The sequence below is a fragment of the Rhizobium ecuadorense genome, from assembly GCF_001187535.1.
GTDB classification, from domain to species: Bacteria; Pseudomonadota; Alphaproteobacteria; order Rhizobiales; family Rhizobiaceae; genus Rhizobium; species Rhizobium ecuadorense.
This window is the reverse complement of the sequence record NZ_LFIO01001332.1, coordinates 1-270: the sequence shown is the minus strand read 5'-3', so window position 1 is coordinate 270 and position 270 is coordinate 1. Positions and strand designations below refer to the sequence as shown.

The 270-nt window shown below is 63.3% G+C and carries 1 protein-coding gene; it reads left to right on the top strand.

The window, feature by feature from the left end; translation table 11 throughout:
• A partial coding sequence (locus tag AF337_RS28900) for an IclR family transcriptional regulator domain-containing protein (protein ID WP_425287904.1) occupies positions 1 to 270 on the top strand: 270 nt, incomplete at both ends.

Sequence of the window (270 nt, the reverse complement as noted above, 5' to 3'; positions counted from 1 at the left end):
CTATCTCGGCCGCAAGCTGTATTTCCTCGGCGCAGCCTATGAGAACCATTTCGATTTCACCCGCGAATGCGAGGCAGCGCTGGAACAGCTTGCCGACGAGACGCGGGAGACGGCGCAGTTCTGCATGCTGGATGGAAACAGATACACGGTCGTTCGCATGCGCGAAGGCGCACGCCCGTTCCGCATTTCGACGGATGTCGGGCAGTCGGTGCCGATCCCGTGGACGGCCTCGGGCCGCCTGCTCTTCATCTCGATGCAGCAGGCGGCCCG